Below are 18428 nucleotides of genomic sequence, written 5' to 3'. Positions count from 1 at the left end.
GACTACACCCACGTCCGGGGGCGGTAACGGTTGGCCCGTTCCACCAGCTCGATCCTCTCATCGCCGCCGGGCGCCAGCCGGGCCAGCGTGCGGTAGGCGCGCTCCAGGCCGAAGCGGAGGCCCCGCTCGTCCAGACCGCTGCCCAGCAGCACCCGGCCTCCGGCGGCGGGCCCGGTGCCCTGGTTCCCGGAGAGTATCCAGTCCAGCGCACAGCCGAGCACCTCCGCCGACAGCAGCTCGCGCCGCGCCGGGTCCAGGCCGTACGCCTGGAGTGCCTCGACCTGACCGGCGGCGGCCGTCAGGTCGTCCAGGAACGGTACGTCACCCGCGCTCGCGGTCCGCTGTCTGAGCCGGGCCCGGACGGCGGCGACCCGGGCGGCCGTGTAGTGGATGGAGGACTCCGGCACCGACTCCAGCGTCGTCACGGCGCCCTGCCGGTCCCCGGCCGCGAGCTGCACCCGCGCGAGCCCGAACGCGGCGCTCACGAAGCTCGGGTCGGTCGTCCACACCAGGCGGTAGTACTCGGCCGCGTTGTCCAGCTGGCCCAGCACCTCGGCGCACAGGCCGAGCGCCAGCTTGGGCGCGGCCTCGCCGGGAAAGGCGTCGTAGATCGCGTCGAAGGCGAGCGCGGCCTGCTCGAAGTCGCCGGTGACCAGCGCGGCCACGCCCCGGTACCACACCACCCGCCAGTCGTCGCGCTGCTCCTCGTCCAGCTCGGCCAGGCTCATCAGCGCGCCCTGGTGGTCGCCGCTCTCCAGCCGGGCGCGGATCTGCCGCAGCCGGGTCTCCACGGTCCGGGCGGGTGCCGCTGCGAGCGCGCTCATCAGTTCGGCCGGCGCCGAGGCCATCAGACCCGCGAGGAAACCGGCGTTGGGGTCGTTCGGGTCGACCAGCGGGACCGGCAGGGCGAGCGCGGCGGCCGGCGTGTCGACGGGCCGGACCAGCGCCGGCGGGGGCGGGGCGGGGGCGGCGGGAGCCTTCCGCACCGGCCGGGCGCCGAGCCGGGACACGTCCCCGTGCAGCGGGGGGAACAGCTCCGTGTCCGTGACCTTGGTCTCGGGCCCGAACAGCGTCGACAGCGCGGGCCGCGCCCGGCCGGTCTGGAGCGAGACCACCTCGCGCAGGACCCCCGTCAGCTGCTCGGCCATCTCCTGCGCGGAGGCGAACCGGCGGCCCGGGTCGGGGTCGGTGGCGCGCACCAGGAGCCGGTAGAAGGACTCGTAGCGGCGGAAGACGTCGATGGTGTCGGGGTCGGGCAGGGAGTCCGCGTAGACGTTGGTGTAGCCCTGGAAGTCGAAGGCCAGCACGGCGAGCGTGCGGGCCACCGTGTAGAGGTCGCTGGCCACGGACGGGCCGGTCTCGGCGACCTCCGGGGCCTGGTAGCCCACCGTGCCGTAGATCGCCGACTCCTCGTCGTCCATCCGGCGGACCGCGCCCATGTCGATCAGCTTGAGCTGGTCCTCGGTCTGGATGGCGTTGTCGACCTTGAAGTCGCAGTACAGCAGGTTCCGGCTGTGCAGGTGACCGAGCGCCTCCAGCGCCTCGATGCCGTACGCGCACGCCTGCTCCACCGGCAGCGGGTCGCGGCGGCCGTCGGGCGCCCGGCGGGCGTTGGCGATCTCCTTCAGGGACTTGCCGCCGACGTACTCCATGACGATGTAGCCGTCGAGGGAGCCGGTGCGCTGGTCAAGGTGCTCCACGAAGTTGTAGATGCGCACGATGTTGGCGTGCTCGATCTCCGCGAGGAACCGCCGTTCGGAGATCGCCGCGGCCATCGCGTCCTGGTCGCCGGTGTCGAGCAGGCCCTTGAGCACCACCCAGCGGTCGGCGACGGCGCGGTCCACGGCCAGGTAGATCCAGCCCAGCCCGCCGTGCGCCAGACAGCCCGCGACCTCGTACTGGCCGTGCACGATGTCCCCGGCCCGCAGCTTGGGCACGAAGGAGTACGGGTGCCCGCACTTGGTGCAGAAACCTTCCGTGCGGCCCGGCCGGTCACCCCGGGCCCGGCCGACCGGCGCCCCGCAGTCCGACCGCGAGCAGAACCGCTTGCGCTCCGGCACCTCCGGGTTCTCCAGCACCATCGCCCGCGGGTCGGGCCGCGGCACCTGCGGCACCGACACCAGCCCCGCGCCCAGCCGCCCCCGCGAGGAGGCCCCGGAGGACGATCCCGAGCTGCGCACCGACACCGAGCGGCCCGTGGACGTCCCCGGCAGCGACCGGGACAGCCGCCCGGACACCGACCGGCGTGACCTCGACGACTGCGAGGTCGTGCGCGAACTGCGGGAACTGCCGCTGTCGGACGCCCCCCGGGCAACCCCGGTGGGCGGCGAGCCCACCATGCCTCCCCCGAAGGAGGCACCCCCGGCCGAGACGACGGGCGCCAGACCGCACGTGTCGCAGTACAGCTCGCCGCCACCGACGTCCTCGTACGTCCCCTCGCAGCCCGGCCGCTGGCAGCTCTGCCCCGGCTGACTCATGACTCGTCCCCCTTACGGTCCTGCGGTGCGCTCGCGCCGCCGAGCAGTTCCGCCACCGCCTGCTGGTAGCGCAGCACGGCCTGCTCCGCCACGCGCAGGTCGCAGGGCGCGCTCCACAGCATGCGGCGGGCCGCGTCGTACCGCTCGACCAGCAGCGGGTCCTCCGCGAGACCGTGCCGGGCGACCTTCGCCTTGTACGCGTCGAGCCGGCCGCGCAGCTCGGCGCGGACCGCGAGCGGCGCGGTGACCGCGGTCAACGACTCGCGGGCGCGCAGCAGTTCGTCCTCCGCCTTCTCCTCCAGCGACTCCAGCAGCGGGGAGAGCCGGTGCCACTGGGCCTGCCTGCGGTACTCGGCCGCGGTGGCCAGCTGCTCCTGGAGCGCGGTCGGCGGTCCGCTCACCACCGGCACCTCGGTCGCGGCGATCTTCGCCAGCACCTCGCCGCGCGCGGTCCGCGCCTCGGCCAGGGTGCGGTCCGCGCGCGAGAGCACGTCCCGCAGCCGGATCAGCCGCGCCTCCGCGTCCTGCCGGACCGTGAGCACCGCGTCGATCTCCCGGCGCACGTCGTCCAGGGCACGCGCCTCACGGTCGTACACCGTCGTGTCCGGGCGTCCGCCGCCGGGCGCCGAGCTGCCCTCGGCCGGCACCCAGAAGGCGAGCGGGTCCGAGACGACGTCCTCACGCAGCAGGGTCAGCGTGCGGGTGATCCGCTCCAGGTCGTCACCGGCCGGGTGCTCGCCGGGGCGCACCCCGACCGAGTGGGCGAGCTGCCGGGTGCGCTGGAGTTCCGCGGCGAGTAAATCGATCCGCGCGGGCAGCGCCGACCAGACCGCGTCGGCGGCGACGATCATGTCCAGGCTCGTCGCGTACAGCTCGTTCATCCGGTCCACCAGCGCGGACAGCGAGAACGTCTCGCTCAGTCTGCCGTTCTCGCCGCCGGGGACGGTCACGGACTCCCCGCGCAGCAGCCCGGTCAGCTCCGCGAGGTCCTCCCGGCTGGACCAGCGGCGCCGGGCGCGGATCTCGCGGGCGCCGCGCAGCGCGGCCGTGTAGGCGTCGAAGTACGCCCACAGCCGGGTGATCCGCGTCTCCGTGGCCTGCCAGCGTTCCTGGGTGACACCCGTCAGGCGCGCGCCTTCGAGGAGTCTGCGGCCCGCGTGGTCCTGGAGGGCCAGCAGCGAGGTCTCGATCGCCTCGTGCTCCTGGCCGAGCCGCGCCAGCGCACGGTCCACCTCGTCCCGGTCCATCACCGGCCCGGCGGGGTCCGTGACGCCCATCGATCACCTCTCGCTTGCTGTCTGTTCGGGTCGGGTCCGGCTCAACTGCCCTGCCGGTACCGCGGCGCGGGCGGCTTCGACGCGGCCGAATCCTTGCCCAGTGTCGCCGACAGCCAGTCGTCGTACGACGTCTGCCAGCCGTGCGCGCGGTAGTCCACCAGAACACGGTTGACCCGGCGTACCAGATCGCCGGCGTCCTTCTTCATCGCCACGCCGTAGTACTCGGTCGTGAACGGCTCGCCCTTCAGTGCGACGGTCGGGTCCTGCGCGGCCTGGCTGGCGGCGAGCGCGCCGTCGGTCACCACCGCGTCGACCTCACCGAGTTGCAGCCGGACCAGGCAGTCCAGCTGGTTCGGCACGGTGGTGGACAGGTCGGTGGTGGCGGGCAGCCGGCCGTCCTTCCTGTCGGCCTCCAGCTTGGCGAGGGCGGTCGAACCGGCCGCCGTGCACACCTTCTTGTGTGCCAGCGAGTCGTCGTAGCCCGTGATCGGGGAGGACTTGGGGGCGAGGACCTGCTGGCCGGTCTTGAAGTAGGGCGCGGAGAAGGCGACCTGCTTCAGCCGGTCACAGGTGATCGTCATGGTGCGGACGACCATGTCCACGCGTCCGTCCTCGATCGCCGGGATGCGCTGGTTGGTCGGTATGGCCTTGAACTGCACCGCGTCCGGGTCACCGAGGATGTCCTCGGCGATCCGGTGGACGAGGTCGATGTCGAAGCCCTCCAGCCGGGCGCCCTCGGTGTTGGGGTTGCGGTAGCCCCAGCGGTAGCTGTTCTGGTCGACGCCGACGATCAGCTTCCGCTTGGCTCCCGTGCGTGCCTTGATCGCGTCGATCGTCGGGCCGTCCGCGCCGGACGGCGCCGGCGTCCGCTCGTGCGCCTCGGCGTCCACGCAGTCGTCGGCGCGGGCCTGGACGCCGGTGGCGGTCTTCTGCGCGGTGTGCCGCGGGCCGTCGGGGGTCCGCTGGGTGCACGGCAGCAGCAGGACGAACGCCAGCGCCAGCGCGCACAGCACCGCCATCGCCGCGACCCCGCCCCAGCCCCGCAGGGCGGACCGCGCACGGCTCACGTCCATCGCCTTGCCCCCTGTCACCGGTACTCCGAAAGTCTGCGGCCGATGCCGGCGACGGCGCCCGCCGCGCCCAGCACGGCGAGCACGGCGGCGCCCTCCGGCAGCCCGGTCATGGCGTCGCGCCCGTCCCCGGCCGCCCGCTGGAACTCGGCCCGCTCGTGGGCGATGGCCCGGGCCAGACTGCGGTCGACGCCGTCGAAGCACTCGGCGGTCGCGCCCTTCGCGCCGATCACCTTGTCCAGCGCCTGCTGGTAGTTGCCGTTCTCGTCCTCGGCGCGGGCCGTGGCGTGGCGCTGCTTCCACACCGCCATGTCGGCCTCGGCCGCCTCGACCGGGGCGGTGCCCCCCTGGTCGTCGGCGAGCCGCGCGGCCTCGGTCAGCCCCTTGCCGAGCACGGCGATGTCCTTGTCGAAGGCGCGGTAGTAGGCGTCGTATGTCGTGCCGTCGACCGTGACCGTCTCGGCGCCGCGCGCCACCAGGCTGAGGTTCTCGTTGCCGCGGGCCTTCAGGGAGGCGATCCGGGCGTCGTGGAGCACGTTGAGCGAGCGGATGCCGTGCTCGTAGGAGCCGTCGAGCCCCGACCGGGCGACCATGTGGCCCACGACCAGCCACAGCAGGGCGACGGCCGTCGCGGCGCTGGCGGCGACCAGGCCGTGGTTGAGGACGCGGTGGGTGCGCCGGTACGTGCGGTGCTGGGCCCAGCCGAGCGCGGCCAGCGCGAGCAGCCCGAGCCCGATGGCGACCCACGGGTACGGCGTGGCGTCCGCGTAGTCCGCGTCGAGCCGCCGGTTCTCCGTGGTGTAGAGGTCCTCCGCCGCCGGGAGCATCTCCTTCTGCATCTTCTCGTTGGCGTAGCGCAGATAGGCGCCGCCGACCGGATAGCCCTGCCGGTTGTACGTCCGGGCCCGCTCGATGAGGCCCTTGTACTCGGGCAGCAGCCGGTTCAGCCCGGCGATGGTCTCCTCGGACGCGGAGCCCGGCTCGGCGTTGGCGGCGGCGGTGACGAGCCCGGCGGCGGCGCTGCGGATGTCCTTCTCGTACAGGTCCCTGGACCGCGCGTTCTCCTGACCGCCCGCCAGGAACCCGCTGGAGGCCGCGGTGTTGGCGTCGGCCAGCGACCGGTAGATGCCGGCCGCGCCGTAACTGAGCGGCTGGCTGCGGTGCAGCACGTCGTCGGCGGCGGCCGAGCGGGTACTGGTCTGCCAGGCGGTGGCCGCCCCGAACGCGACGACCAGCAGCGCCAGGACCGCACCGATGATCCGCAACCGCCCCGGCTCGGTCGTCGCGGCGGCCCGCAGCCGCTCGGCGCCCTCGGCGAAGGCGGTCCGGCGCGCGGGCGGCACCCCCGGGCCGGCGGCCGCGGGGAGCCCGGGCGGCCCGGGCTGGGCGGGGACGGCGGGGACACCGGCCGCGCCGGCGGACCCGGCGCGCGGTGGCGCGGCGCTGCTCTTCGGCGGGTGTGTCACTCGACCTCCCCCATGGTCATCCGTACGCCGCCCAGTATCACCGCCCGCACCGGCATCGCGCACCGGCCTTCACTGGATCTTGATCCGATCGCAGCGCGCCCGGGGGCGCGTACCGGCGGACGCACCACCCCCCGTGCTGGAACACGCGGGTGACGGGGGATCGGTTCCCCGTGAGGCGGGCCGGCGGGGGACGGCCTCACGGCTCGCGGTGCTCGTGTGCGGCCTGTTCCAGGGCCGCCGCCTCCGCCACCGCCAGCCGGGTCTCCGCCGCCACGTCGATCGAGCGGGTCAGCCACCAGTACAGCAGGGCGCTGACGGGGAGGCCGACGAAGAGGGAGATGTCGGCGCCGCCCAGCGCCCTCGCGGCGGGACCGGTGAACAGGGTGCCGACGGAGAAGAACGGGACCATCGCGGCGAAGCCGACGAGGTAGGCGGTGATGCCGTGCAGGCCCCAGCGGCCGTAGATCCCGTGCGGGTTGAAGATCTCGGCGATGGCGTAGTGCCCGCGGCGCACCACGTAGTAGTCCATGAGGTTCACCGCGGTCCACGGGATGAACAGGTAGAGCACCAGGAGCAGGAAGTTCTCGAAGTTCGCCAGGAAGTTCGACGTCGCGGCCAGCGCGCCGACCAGGGAGAGCGCCGCGGTGAGGCCCAGGGTGACCAGCCGTACGGCGAGCGTCGGCCGGACCCGCTGGAACGAGTCGATGGCGCTGATGAGGGTGAGGGACCCGCCGTACATGTTCAGCGCGGTCACCGAGACCAGGCCGAGGGCCGAGAACAGCAGCACGACGGCGCCGAACCCGGTGAACACCTTGTCGCCCGCGGCATCGATCGCCGGGATCGTCTGGAAGGTCCCCGGGCCCGCCCAGGCCGCCAGCAGCGCCCCGAGCACCATCAGCCAGACGCCGCCCAGCGCGGAGCCGAAGTAGGTCCAGTAGAAGGTCTTGCGGACGGTCACGTCCGGGGGGAGGTAGCGGGAGTAGTCGGAGACGTAGATGGCCCAGCTGATCTGGTAGCCCGCGACCACGCCGAACTGCGCGAGGAACGGCGTCCACCGGAAGCCGCCGAGGTCGAAGGAGCCCGCCGGGTAGTGCAGGGTGACCAGGACGCCCACGGTGAAGACCCCGAAGACGACCAGGAAGGTGTACGTCAGGATCCGCTCGGCCTTGTGGATGACGTCGTAGCCCACCAGCGCGATGACGAGCGCGGCCACGGTCACCACGACGACCCACAGCTTCACGCCGCCGTGCAGCGTTGCGTGCAGGGAGTCGGCGGCGAGGATGCTGTTGAAGACGTTGAACCCGGCGTACTGCACGTAGGCGAACAGCCACACCAGCAGCGCGCCGACGTAGCCGAACTGGGGCCGGGACTGGATCATCTGCGGCAGCCCGAGCTGGGGGCCCTGGGCGGAGTGGAAGGCCATGAAGAAGGTGCCGATCACGGTGCCCGAGACGATGGCCAGCAGTGACCAGAGGAGGTTGCCGCCCCCGGTGATGCTGACCAGCCCGACCGCCAGGGTGGCGATCTGCGCGTTGGACATGAACCACAGCGGGCCCAGGTGCCAGAGCTTGCCGTGCCGCTCGTCCAGCGGGACGTAGTCGATGGACCGGACCTCGAGACCGGACACTCTCGGCTCGGCTGATGTGCTCATGACGCCTCCCGAAGTCGGCTCCGCCCCTCTGGTCACATTGTTGCCCCGCTCCGCGCCGGGGACGACCCGGGATCAGCCCGCCTCCCAGTGCCCCCGCGCCCGCTCCCGGGCCCCCGCGTCCGCCCCCACCCGGTCCAGGCCCAGCAGGACCGCCCCCAGGACCGGGCTGGCGGTCACCACGCGGACGTCGGCCTTGGGGGCGCGGGCCGCGAGCAGGGTGCGGACGGTGTCGTTCAGCTGCGGGTGGCCGGCGGTGAGGACGCTGCCGCCGAGCAGCACCGGGGTCTCCTCCTCCAGCAGGTCCAGCCGGGTCAGGGCGACCGTGGCCATCACCGTGACCTCCTCCGCGAGCCGGGTGACGATCGCCCGGGCCACCGGGTCGCCGTCCGCCGCCGTGGCGAACAGCACCGGGGTCAGCTCGTGCCGGCGGTCCTGGTCCAGGTGCTCCAGGTGCAGCGCCTCGATGAGGGCGTACATGGTCGGCAGGCCGAAGTGCGCGGGCAGGGTGCGGGCCAGCGAGGTCGGTCCGCCGCGCCCGTCCTCCGCGCGGGCCGCGTGCCACAGGGCCTCCTCCGCCAGGCCCCAGCCGCCGCCCCAGTCGCCGGAGATGCGGCCGATGGCCGGGAAGCGGGCGGTACGGCCGTCGGGCCGCATGCCCACGCAGTTGATGCCCGCGCCGCACACCACCGCCACCCCGCGCGGCTCGGCGACGCCCGCGCGCAGGATCGCGAAGGTGTCGTTGCGGACCTCCACCGAAGCGCCCCACCCGCGCGCGTGCAGCGCGGCCGCCAACCGCTCCTCCTCCACCGGCAGATCGGCGTTGGCGAGGCAGGCCGAGACGTGGCCGACGGAGGTGACCCCGGCGTCCGCGAACGCCCGGGCCACCGGTTCCGCCAGCGCGTCCAGCGCGGCGGCCACGCCCACGGCCGGCGGCCGGAAACCACCGCCGCGCGCCGTGGCCAGCACCTCGCCGGCGGCGGTGACCACGGCCACGTCGGTCTTGCTGTTGCCCGCGTCGATGGCGAGGACCGTCAGCGGGTCAGGTGCGGTCAGGCCCACGCGAGGTGCTCCCGGTTGTGTGCGATCAGCTGGTCGGTGAGGGCGTCGGCGTACGCGTACTGGCCGATCAGGGGGTGGGCGAGCAGCGCGCGGAAGACGCGGTCCCGGCCGCCGCGCAGGGCGGCCTCCAGGGCCAGGTCCTCGTAGGCGGTCACGTTCGCGATCAGCCCCGTGAAGAGCGGGTCCAGGTCGGGGACCGGAAGCGGGACCGGCCCGGCCGGGCCGACCGCCGCCTGCACCTCGATCACCGCGTCGTCCGGGAGGAAGGGCAGCGTTCCCCTGTTGAGGGCGTTCACCACCTGGTAGGGGCTGCCCCCGCCGCCCAGCAGGGCCGCCGCCAGGTCCACGGCCGCCTCCGAGTAGAAGGCGCCGCCGCGCTTGGCCAGCAGGGCCGGCTTCTCGTCCAGGGCCGGGTCGCCGTACATCGCCAGCAGCTCGCGTTCCATCGCCGCCACCTCGGCCGCCCGCGAGGGCTTCGTCCGCAGCTCCCGGACGACCTCGTCGTGCGCGTAGTAGTAGCGCAGGTAGTAGGAGGGGACGACGCCCAGGCGGTCCAGCAGCGGGCGCGGCAGACGGACGTCGTCGGCGATGGCCTCGCCGTGCTCGGCCAGCAGCTTCGGCAGGACGTTCTCGCCCTCGGGCCCGCCCAGACGCACACCGGTTTCCCAGGTGAGGTGGTTGAGGCCCACATGGGCCAGGTGCACATCCGCCGGGGCGGTGCCCAGCAGCGCCGCGAACTTCCGCTGGAAGCCGATCGCCACGTTGCACAGGCCGACCGCCCGGTGCCCGGCCTGGAGCAGGGCGCGGGTGACGATGCCGACCGGGTTGGTGAAGTCGATGATCCACGCGCGCGGGTTGCCGCGGCGGACCCGTTCGGCGATGTCCAGGACCACCGGGACCGTGCGCAGGGCCTTCGCCAGGCCGCCCGCGCCGGTGGTCTCCTGGCCGACGCAGCCGCACTCCAGCGGCCAGGTCTCGTCCTGCTGCCGGGCCGCCTGGCCCCCGACGCGCAGCTGGAGCAGGACGGCGTCGGCGCCGTCGACGCCCGCGTCCAGGTCGGACGTCGTCACGATCCGGCCGCCGTGGCCCTGCTTGGCGAAGATCCGCCGGGCCAGGCCGCCGACCAGTTCCAGGCGGTCCTCGGCGGGGTCGACGAGGACCAGTTCCTCGATGGGCAGGGTGTCCCTGAGGCGCGCGAAGCCGTCGACGAGTTCCGGTGTGTAGGTCGAGCCGCCGCCGACCACGGTGAGTTTCATAGCCAGTTCAACCCTTTACTCCGGTGAGGGTGACACCCTCGACGAACGCCTTCTGGGCGAAGAAGAACACGAGGATCACGGGGGCCATGACCAGCACGGTGGCGGCCATGGTGAGGTTCCAGTCGGTGTGGTGGGCGCCCTTGAAGGACTCCAGGCCGTAGGACAGCGTCCAGGCGCCGGGGTTCTCGGACGCGTAGATCTGCGGGCCGAAGTAGTCGTTCCAGGCGTAGAAGAACTGGAAGAGCGCGACGGCGGCGATGCCCGGCCTCGCCATGGGCAGCACGACCCGCAGCAGGGTGCGCAGGTCGCCGCAGCCGTCCACCTTCGCCGCGTCCAGGTACTCGTTCGGGATCGTCATGAGGAACTGGCGCAGCAGGAAGACGGAGAACGCGTCCCCGAACGCCATCGGGACGATCAGCGGCCACAGCGTGCCCGACAGGTCCAGCTGTTTCGCCCAGAAGAGGTACATCGGGATGACGACCACCTGCGGGGGCAGCATCATCATCGAGATCACCAGCATGAGCGACAGGTTGCGGCCCCGGAAGCGGAACTTGGCGAGCGCGTACGCCACCGGGATCGAGGACACCACGGTGAGCACGGTGCCGAGGCCGGCGTAGAGCAGCGTGTTCTTCCACCAGGTGAGGAAGCCCGGCGTGTCGAAGACCTTGCGGTAGTTGTCCCACTCCCAGGTGTGCGGGATCAGGTCCCGGCTGAGGGCCTGGCTGTCGCTCATCAGCGAGGTCAGGAACACGAACACGAACGGCAGCGTGAAGAACAGCGCGGCGGCGACGCCGAGCGAGTGGACGGCGATCCACTCCAGCACCGCCCGGCGCCGGGCGGTGCGCTCGGCCCCGGTGGCGAGGGGAGCCGGCTTCACCGGATGGTCCAGTACCTGGGTCATGGTCAGTCACCTGCCTGGATCAGGCCGCCCCGGCGCCGCATCAGCAGTGCCGTGAACGCCATCGACAGGGCGAACAGCACCAGCGCCACCACGCACGCCGAGCCGTAGTCGAAGCGCTGGAAGCCGAGGTTGTAGACGAGCTGGGGGAGGGTGAGCGTGGACTTGTCGGGGTAGCCGGGCTCGAACTGGGTGCCGGCGCCCTGGATCACCCCGGAGGCGACCTTCCCGGCGACCAGCGGCTGCGTGTAGTACTGCATGGTCTGGATCACGCCGGTGACGACGGCGAACATCACGATCGGGGAGATGTTCGGCAGGGTCACGTAGCGGAAGCGCTGCCAGGCCGAGGCCCCGTCCAGCTCCGCCGCCTCGTACTGCTCCGTCGGTACGTCGAGCAGCGCGGCCATGAAGATGACCATCAGGTCGCCCACGCCCCACAGGGCCAGCAGGGTCAGCGCCGGCTTGGACCACGTGGGGTCGTTGAACCAGCCCGGCGCCGGCAGCCCGGCCTTCTCCAGAAGCGAGTTCACCGGGCCGGTACCGGGGTTGAGCAGGAACGCGAAGGCCATGGTGGACGCGACCGGCGGGGCGAGGTACGGCAGGTAGAACAGGGTGCGGAAGACGCCCGTGGCGGTCTTGATCCTGGTGATGAGCAGTCCGACGCCCAGCCCGAACAGCACCCGCAGGCTCACCATGACCACGACCAGCCAGAGCGTGTTGCGCAGCGCGGGCCAGAACAGCGGGTAGTGCTCGAAGACGTACGTCCAGTTCTTCCCGCCGCTCCACGTCGGCGGCCGGAAGCCGTCGTAGTGCATGAAGGAGAAGTAGACCGTGGAGATCAGCGGGTAGGCGAAGAAGACCGCGAAGCCGATCAGCCACGGCGACATGAAGGCGAGCGTGCGCAGGGCCGAGCGCCGGCGTTTCGACGCGAGGGTCACGGCGCTCATCACTGGGCCTGCGCGATGTCCGTGTCGATCTGCGCGGCCGTCTTCTTCAGCCCGGCCTTGAGATCGGTGGCCTTGCCGCTCTCGTAGTCGTAGCCGAACTGCTGGATCGTCACCAGGTAGACACCGCCGTTGACCGAGGCGGGGGACGTGGTGGAGTGCGGGTTGGCGGCGATGTCCAGGAAGGTCTTGAACCGCGGGTCGTACTTCAGCTTCGGCGACTTCAGCGCGGCCAGCGTGGAGGGCACGTTGTGGATGTCGTTGGCGAAGCCGACCACCGCGTCCGTGTCCGTGGTCATGTACTTCACCAGTTCCCAGGCCGCGTTCTGCTTGTGGCTGGTGGCGGCGATGCCCGCGATGGTGCCGGTGATGTAGCCCTTGCCGTACTGGCCGGCCTGGTCGTCCGGGACGGGCAGCGGGGCGACCCCGATCTCGAAGCCGGGCTTCGCCTCCTCGGCCATCCCGAGCCGCCACTCGCCGTCGAGCTGCATCGCGACCTGGCCGGTGTGGAAGGGGTGCTTGGGGCCCCACTCGTCGCCCAGCGTGGCGCGGAACCTCTCCAGCCTCTCGAAGCCGCCGAGTTCGTCCACGAGCTTCTTCTGGAGCGTGAAGCCCTTCTCGAACGCGGGGTCCTTGGCGAGGTTCGACTTGCCGTTCTTGTCGAAGTACGTCGGCGAGAACTGGCCGAGGTAGTGCTCGGTGGTGGACTCCCAGCCGTGGTAGTCCGGCATGAATCCGAGCTGCTTGTACCCATTGCCCTGGCGGATCGTCAGTTTCCTGGCGTCCGCCTCGAATTCGGACCAGGTCTTCGGCGGACGCGCGATGCCGGCCTTCTCGAACGCCGTCTTGTTGTAGTAGAGCCCGTACGCGTCACCGAGCAGCGGCACCGTGCAGCGGTCGCCGTCGAACTGGGTGTACTCGTTCATCGGCTTCGGGAACGTCTTCTCCGGGTCGATCCCGGACTTCTCGAAGAACGGGTTGAGGTCCACCAGCGCACCCGAGGAGCAGAACTTGCCCACGTTGTTGGTGGTGAACGACGAGATCACGTCCGGGGCCTTCTCGCCGCCGGCCCGCAGCGCCTGGTTGATCTTGTCGTCGGTCATGTTGCCGACGACGTTCACGTGGATGTTGGGGTGCGCGTGCTCGAAGCCGGCGACCAGCGACTTGACGGCCTTCACCTCGTTCGGCGCGCTCCAGGCGTGCCAGAAGTTGATCGTGGTGTCCTGCGAGGGGTCGTCGGTGGCACCGGAGTCGGACTGGCCGGTACACGCGGCGGTGAGGAGCACGGCCGAGGCAGTCAGGGCAAAGGCCGCTTTTCGGGCGACTCTGGGTATGGCTGTGGGCATGGCGAGGTCTCCCAGGGGGACGGGTCGGGAAAGAGGGGGTGCTCAGCGCGAGGTGTCGAAGACCTCGTCGCGGGTGGCGGCGAGCGCGGACTCCAGCGCGCCGCGCAGCACGGGATGTTCGTGGACGTCACCGACGACCAGCCGGGGGCGGGCCGCGGCCAGCTCCTCCAGCTCGGCCTGGACGAGGGCGCGCAGCACCTCGCCGCCGGCCGTCAGGGCGGAGCCGCTGAGGACGACGAGTTCGGGATCGAGGACGGAGACGAGCGAGGCGAGACCGGTGGCCAGCCGGGTGGCGTAGGTCTGGAGCAGTTCCCGGTGCGGGCCGCTCGCGTGGTCGGCGGCGCGGGCGACGAGCGTGGTGGCGGCCTCGGTGTACGGGCCCGGGGGCACGTCCTCGACACCGAGTTCCCGGGCCAGCTTCGGCAGCGCCTGGGAGCCTGCCAGCTCCTGGTAGCCGCCGCTGTTGGCCTTGGTGACCTGCCGGACCAGCGGGGTGCCCGGCACCGGCAGGAAGCCGACCTCGCCGGCGCCGCCGGTCCAGCCGCGGTGCAGCCGGCCGCCGAGGACCAGGGCGGCGCCGAGGCCCTCCTGGTTCCACAGCAGCACGAAGTCCGCGTGGCCGCGGGCCGCGCCGAGCCGCTGTTCGGCGATGGCGACGAGGTTGACGTCGTTCTCGTACTCGACCGGCATCGGCAGGGCCGCCGCGAGGTCTTCGAGCAGCGCGGGGGAGTGCCAGCCCGGCAGGTGGGAGGCGTAGCGCAGCCGCCCGGTGTTGGGGTCGAAGGCGCCGGGCGTGCCGATGACCAGCCGGTGCACGTCGGACCGGGCGAGCCCGGCGGCCTTGACGGCGCCGTCGAGGGCGTCGGTGACCTGCCGGACGACGGGGTGCGCCGGGCGCCGGCCGGGGGTGGGCAGTTCGTACTCGCCGACCGTGCGGCCGGTGATGTCGGCGACGGCGGCCCGGATGCGGTGCGGGGTGACGTCGAGCCCGGCGGCGTACGCGGCCGTGGGGTTGATCGCGTACAGCTGGGCGTTGGGGCCCGGCCGGCCCTCGCTGGTGCCGGTGGCGCGCACCAGTCCGGCCGCTTCCAGGCGGGCCAGCAGCTGGGAGGCGGTGGGCTTGGACAGGCCGGTGAGCTTGCCGATCCGGGTGCGCGACAGCGGCCCGTGCTCCAGCAGCAGGTCCAGGGCGGCGCGGTCGTTCATGGCGCGCAGGACGCGCGGAGTGCCCGGCGTACCGGCGGTTCCTGCCATGGGGGTCGACACCTGCCTTTCCAGCCACTCAGCTTTTCAGTGACCTGGGCATGACGTCCAGTCTTGATCGACGGCCGCCAGGAAGATCACTGTTAGGAAAGTTTCCTATTGGGGTGGGAGGAACGTAAGCCGAGGACGAAGGGGGCGTCAATAGACAACGCCCCCGAGGCAACAGAGTCGTTACCTCGGGGACGCCGCGGTACGGGCAGTGCCCGGGGCCACTTCACGGTCACGTGGCCCCCGGCGGACGTCTTCGCGCCCGTGGTGGACGTGCCGGCGAAGGCGAAGCGGTAGGTGCCGCCCCTGCCCGCCTTCACCGTGGTGGACAGGGCGCCGCCGGTGCCGGAGGTCGGCGTCCGGTCCTTGACGACGGGCTCCGGGGCGGCGTCCACGGTCAGCCGGGCGGCACGCTCGACCTGCGTCGACGCGAGGTCGCCGGCCGGGTCAGGGCGTACGACACCGGCACGTTCACCGCCCGCATGCGAGACCGGCCCCCGGGCGGCTTCGCGCTCCGGAACGAGGGCCCGTCGTGGAGGCGACCGCAGAGGATCACCGGATGCGGAGGGAACGCGGGTTCCTGTGAAGACGGACTGTGTTCGGGTGGGGTCCAAGGCGGCGTCACGCGTGCGACACGGACGTGGTCTTCGCTGGTCACGGGCCCAGAGTCGGGCCACGGGCGGACGCGGGGGACGGGGCGCGGTGGGGATGGTCGACCGGAGGCTGCTCGGGAGGCTGTGGCTGCTCACGATGTCCGGTTACGTGCCCCTGCTGATCACGGTGGGCCTGAGCGACTTCCTGGGCGAGGGACTGTCCCGGTCGTTCGCCGAGGACCTCGTCCTCATTCCGCTCGTCTGGGCCGCCCTCGGCCTGCTCTCCGCCCTCTACGCGCACGCCGCCCTGGTCCGCCGGGCGCGCGGCACCGGCATCCCGGTCACCGTGGACGCCCTGCGGCCCGTGCAGGAGCGGGCGTTCCCGGCGGGGGAGGCGGAGCGGCTGCGGGCGGCGATCGCCGCATCCGGGCGGGCGTACGACGTGACGGGCGAAACGGGGGCGTGGGACTTCCGGTGGCGCCCGTTCCGCGGCCGGCACGCGGTCACCGGTTCCCTGACGGTGGACCGGTCGTCGGGTGCGGCCCGGCTCCTGCTGCGCGCGGACCAGGGACTGACGGGCATGCCGGGGCAGCGCACGGCGAGCGCGTTCGTGGCGCTGTGCCAGGTGACGAGAGCGGGGGAGAGCGAGTGAGAAGCGGCCGAGCGGCGATGGGGCTCGTGGTGCTGCTGCTGGGAGCGGTGGCGTGTACGGCGCAGCGGCCGCGGCACGTCCGGGTGGCGCCCCCGCCGGGACGCTCCGCATCGGCGTCCTGCGGCTCCGGCGCGGTCCGCTGGGGTGCGGTACGGCGGGAGACGCGGCTCACCGGTGTGTCCCCGGTGTGACGCTCGGCGAGGACGACGGCTGGAACCACGTTCCGGAACGTTCCCGTCCGCACGGTCGTCGCGTCGGACCGTACGAACGGTGCGGAGCTCGACGACGCCGGCCTGAACGCACTCAACAGGTCGATGGGGTCCACCTGCGTCATCACCGGCTCCATGATCGGTTCGGCGCTCATCGCTTCTTCCTCGTCACATTGATGCCGGGATAAGCCCACGCCGGGCGCCCCGGCAGAACGATGGGGCACCCGCGCGCCGCCCGCGCCGGAATGCCCCGTCCGTTCACTCGAACGTGTGTGCCGAACCGTTCCGCTACTTCCCCGGGGTCGCGGACCGCTGCGGGACTATCGGGGAGGCCGCCGCCGACTGCGGGGAGTCCGCGTCGGAGTACACCACCGGGGCCGCGACCGCGGCCGTCGGGTCGGGGGCGCCCTCCAGGTCCTCGACGGCCGTCGCACCGCCGACGATGCGGATGCTCGCCGCGTCGAACGCCCGCTTGATCCGCCAGCGCAGCTCCCGCTCCACCGTGACCGACTTGCCCGGCATCGTCCTGGCCGAGACCCGGACCACCATGTGGTCGATCAGCACCGAGTCCAGTCCGAGCACCTCGATCGGGCTCCACAGCAGCTCGTTCCAGGGCTCTTCCTTGCCCATCTTCTCGGCGACCTCGTCCAGCGTGGCCTTCACCCGGTCCAGGTCCTCGCCGGCCCGCACGGTCACGTCGACCCCGGCCGTCGCCCAGCCCTGGGACAGGTTGCCGATCCGCTTGACCTCGCCGTTGCGGACGTACCAGATCTCCCCGTTGTCGCCGCGCAGCTTGGTCACGCGCAGCCCGACCTCGATCACCTCGCCGGTCGCCACCCCCGCGTCGATCACGTCCCCGACGCCGTACTGGTCCTCCAGGATCATGAACACGCCGGACAGGAAGTCCGTGACCAGGTTCCGCGCGCCGAAACCGATCGCCACGCCCGCGACACCGGCCGACGCCAGCAGCGGCGCCAGGTTGATCTTGAAGGTGCCCAGCACCATCAGCGCGGCCGTGCCGAGGATCAGGAAGCTCGCCACCGACCGCAGCACCGAACCGATCGCCGCCGCCCGCTGCCGCCGCCGCTCGGCGTTCACCAGCAGCCCGCTCAGCGCACTGCCGTCCGCGGCCTGCACGGTGCGGTTCATCCGCTCGATCAGCTTGGTGATCGCCCGCCGCACCACCGCCCGCAGCGCCACCGCTATGACCACGATCAGCAGGATCTGCAGACCCATCGCGAGCCATGTCGACCAGTTCTGCTCGACCCAGCTCGCCGCGTTCGTCGCGCTCTCCTGGGCGTCCTGGAGCGTCGGCACGGCCGGGGCCGTCGATCCCGACGGCGACGGCGAAGGAGACGGCGATGCGCCGGCGGCCAGGACGGCGGCGGGCAGGGACGACACGGCAGGTACCTCCCAGGTGCTGCGCGGTCCGTACCGGCGGGCGGTCAAGGTCACGAAAAGGTCACCGGACGGACAGGACCACCACACTAACGGGGCATTGTGTATGCCCCGTGCCGATCCGCACGAGAGGCGTGCGGGAGAGACGCGACTCACGCGGGCTTGAACAGGCCATGATCCGGGGGATGAATCAGGATGTGGTCGAAAACACTCCCAGCCCGTTACCGGGACATGGTGGCGCGTCCACCAGGCATGAGGAGAGACTGGCTGCAGATCGTCCCGGCGCGAGCCACGCGCCGCCGACGCCCAAGGAGGCACCCGTGCCGCATGTCCTGGTCCTCAACGCGTCGTACGAGCCGCTCGGCGTCGTACCGCTCCGCCGCGCGCTCATCCTCGTCCTGGAGAACAAGGCAGTCTCCCTGGAGGAATCCGGCGCCTATATGCACAGCGCAACCGTCACCCTCCCCGCACCCAGCGTGGTCCGGCTCAAGCGATTCGTCCGGGTCCCCTACCGGGGGCCTGTTCCACTGACCCGCCGTGCGCTGTTCGCGCGCGACGGGGGCCGGTGCATGTACTGCGGTGGCGTCGCAACCAGCGTCGACCACGTCATCCCGCGCAGTCGCGGGGGCAAGCACGTCTGGGACAACGTGGTGGCGTCCTGCCGCCGCTGCAACCACGTCAAGGCCGACCGTCACCTCGTGGAACTGGGCTGGCGGCTGCGCCACAAACCGGCTCCGCCGACGGGGCTGGCCTGGCGGATCATCGGCACGGGACATCGTGACCCGCGCTGGTTGCCGTACTTGCAGCCGTACGGCGCGGACGACGCCCTGGCCCGGATCGACGGCATCTCCGCCTAGATCCGGGCTGTTTTGTTCGCACGC

General features: G+C 72.2%; 15 protein-coding genes. 3 read left to right on the top strand and 12 right to left on the bottom strand.

The window, feature by feature from the left end; translation table 11 throughout:
* Positions 1–2 precede the first annotated feature (2 nt).
* The 11 genes from LG395_RS36250 to LG395_RS36200 form a co-directional block, all read right to left on the bottom strand.
* Complete coding sequence (locus LG395_RS36250) at positions 3–2477, bottom strand: serine/threonine-protein kinase (RefSeq protein WP_171156232.1); 2475 nt, start codon at positions 2475–2477, stop codon at positions 3–5.
* A complete protein-coding gene (locus tag LG395_RS36245) occupies positions 2474–3754 on the bottom strand; it encodes a coiled-coil domain-containing protein (RefSeq protein ID WP_225813192.1) in 1281 nt (426 codons plus the stop codon). Before LG395_RS36245 ends, LG395_RS36250 begins: the two co-directional genes overlap by 4 nt.
* Positions 3755–3795: 41 nt before the next feature.
* A complete protein-coding gene (locus LG395_RS36240) occupies positions 3796–4827 on the bottom strand; it encodes a glutamate ABC transporter substrate-binding protein (RefSeq protein ID WP_225813190.1) in 1032 nt (343 codons plus the stop codon).
* Between the two features lie 14 nt (positions 4828–4841).
* A complete protein-coding gene (locus LG395_RS36235; RefSeq protein WP_372463512.1) occupies positions 4842–6290 on the bottom strand; it encodes a GlnX family signal transduction membrane protein in 1449 nt (482 codons plus the stop codon).
* A 196-nt stretch (positions 6291–6486) separates the two neighbouring features.
* The gene (locus tag LG395_RS36230) at positions 6487–7941 is read right to left on the bottom strand and encodes a purine-cytosine permease family protein (RefSeq protein WP_225813188.1); all 1455 of its coding nucleotides are present in this window, start codon (positions 7939–7941) and stop codon (positions 6487–6489) included.
* A 72-nt stretch (positions 7942–8013) separates the two neighbouring features.
* Positions 8014–9000, bottom strand: a complete 987-nt coding sequence (locus LG395_RS36225) for an N-acetylglucosamine kinase (RefSeq protein ID WP_225813177.1) — start codon at positions 8998–9000, stop codon at positions 8014–8016.
* Entirely contained in the window at positions 8991–10256 is a 1266-nt protein-coding gene (locus tag LG395_RS36220; protein ID WP_171156241.1) for a 6-phospho-beta-glucosidase, read from the bottom strand. The genes LG395_RS36225 and LG395_RS36220 overlap by 10 nt, the downstream gene beginning before the upstream one ends.
* A gap of 7 nt (positions 10257–10263) precedes the next feature.
* Positions 10264–11157 carry a carbohydrate ABC transporter permease gene (locus tag LG395_RS36215; protein WP_225813174.1) on the bottom strand — a complete coding sequence of 298 codons (894 nt, stop codon included), beginning with the start codon at positions 11155–11157 and terminating at the stop codon, positions 10264–10266.
* 2 nt (positions 11158–11159) lie between these two features.
* Positions 11160–12101, bottom strand: coding sequence for a carbohydrate ABC transporter permease (locus LG395_RS36210; RefSeq protein ID WP_171156245.1), 942 nt, complete (start codon positions 12099–12101; stop codon positions 11160–11162).
* The gene (locus LG395_RS36205) at positions 12101–13444 is read right to left on the bottom strand and encodes an ABC transporter substrate-binding protein (protein ID WP_225813172.1); all 1344 of its coding nucleotides are present in this window, start codon (positions 13442–13444) and stop codon (positions 12101–12103) included. The genes LG395_RS36210 and LG395_RS36205 overlap by 1 nt, the downstream gene beginning before the upstream one ends.
* Before the next feature lie 42 nt (positions 13445–13486).
* Positions 13487–14698, bottom strand: a complete 1212-nt coding sequence (locus tag LG395_RS36200; RefSeq protein ID WP_171156249.1) for an ROK family transcriptional regulator — start codon at positions 14696–14698, stop codon at positions 13487–13489.
* Positions 14699–15403: 705 nt separating this feature from the next.
* Between LG395_RS36200 and LG395_RS36195 the strand changes: the two genes are divergently transcribed.
* Complete coding sequence (locus LG395_RS36195) at positions 15404–15940, top strand: hypothetical protein (protein ID WP_225813202.1); 537 nt, start codon at positions 15404–15406, stop codon at positions 15938–15940.
* The gene (locus tag LG395_RS36190) at positions 15937–16131 is read left to right on the top strand and encodes a hypothetical protein (protein ID WP_171156252.1); all 195 of its coding nucleotides are present in this window, start codon (positions 15937–15939) and stop codon (positions 16129–16131) included. Before LG395_RS36195 ends, LG395_RS36190 begins: the two co-directional genes overlap by 4 nt.
* Before the next feature lie 306 nt (positions 16132–16437).
* Here LG395_RS36190 and LG395_RS36185 read toward each other — a convergent pair whose 3' ends face one another.
* Positions 16438–17550, bottom strand: coding sequence for a mechanosensitive ion channel family protein (locus LG395_RS36185; RefSeq protein WP_171156256.1), 1113 nt, complete (start codon positions 17548–17550; stop codon positions 16438–16440).
* A 317-nt stretch (positions 17551–17867) separates the two neighbouring features.
* Here LG395_RS36185 and LG395_RS36180 point away from each other — a divergent pair, with 317 nt between their 5' ends.
* Positions 17868–18404, top strand: coding sequence for an HNH endonuclease (locus LG395_RS36180; RefSeq protein ID WP_171156258.1), 537 nt, complete (start codon positions 17868–17870; stop codon positions 18402–18404).
* Positions 18405–18428: the final 24 nt, after the last annotated feature.

Source organism: Streptomyces spinosus, assembly GCF_020400655.1.
GTDB classification, from domain to species: domain Bacteria; phylum Actinomycetota; class Actinomycetes; order Streptomycetales; family Streptomycetaceae; genus Streptomyces; species Streptomyces argyrophylli.
The sequence above is the reverse complement of the archived record's forward strand: the minus strand, read 5'-3'. Positions and strand labels throughout refer to the sequence as shown.